Genomic DNA, 652 nt, shown 5'->3' with positions numbered 1-652 from the left:
ACTTTGAATTCCGTGACATCTGTACACCATTTTTCATTAGGGTGCGCTGCCTGGAAATTGCGGTTAAGCATATTTTTTAGCGGTATGCTCTGCGGTAGATCGAAACCATTGTGGTTTCTTGCGACGAATGACGGAATACAATTGATTTATCCGCATAATTCGACGGATTCTTTTCCAGTTATAGTTCGTATTTAACGCACGATTGACCGCTAAGGTCATCCGACGGTAACCATAAATATGATTCACGAGCTGCGCAATTTCGATAATTTTTTTTCTCAAGTTGCTGATTTAGTAACTCACTGGCAGATACTTCACGGTGTAGCCACTTATAGTAGGAAGACCGAGCGATTCCTGCGACTTCGCATAATGTTACAATCGGATACGTTTCTTTTAGTACAGTGATAGCACAGTAGAGTTCCTCTTGTCGGACTAATGAAAGTCTTGGTACTTTTGCTCGATCTCCTGCAACTTTTTTGCGATGGCATTCTCGATTTCTAAACGCTCATTCTGTGCCTCTAATTCTTTGATGCGTAGCGTTAAAAGGTCTGTTTCCGTTAGTTCTTCTTTGTGCTTGGAACGACCGCGTCGGTCCTGTAACGCACCTTCTCCAGATGCTTGATATTTCTGTACCCAACTGTACACTTGATTGTAG

The 652-nt window shown here is 42.3% G+C and carries 2 protein-coding genes; both read right to left on the bottom strand.

Going from position 1 to position 652, the window contains the following annotated elements; all coding sequences use genetic code 11:
• Nucleotides 1-63: 63 nt before the first annotated feature.
• The gene (locus tag PCORN_RS21470; protein WP_159102637.1) at nt 64-279 is read right to left on the bottom strand and encodes an IS3 family transposase; all 216 of its coding nucleotides are present in this window, start codon (nt 277-279) and stop codon (nt 64-66) included.
• 150 nt (nt 280-429) lie between these two features.
• The coding region (locus PCORN_RS16755) for a helix-turn-helix domain-containing protein (protein WP_036082711.1) at nt 430-652 on the bottom strand (223 nt) is incomplete at its 5' end.

It is taken from the genome of Listeria cornellensis FSL F6-0969, assembly GCF_000525855.1.
Lineage (GTDB): Bacteria > Bacillota > Bacilli > Lactobacillales > Listeriaceae > Listeria_A > Listeria_A cornellensis.
This window is presented reverse-complemented; position numbering and strand designations above follow the sequence as displayed.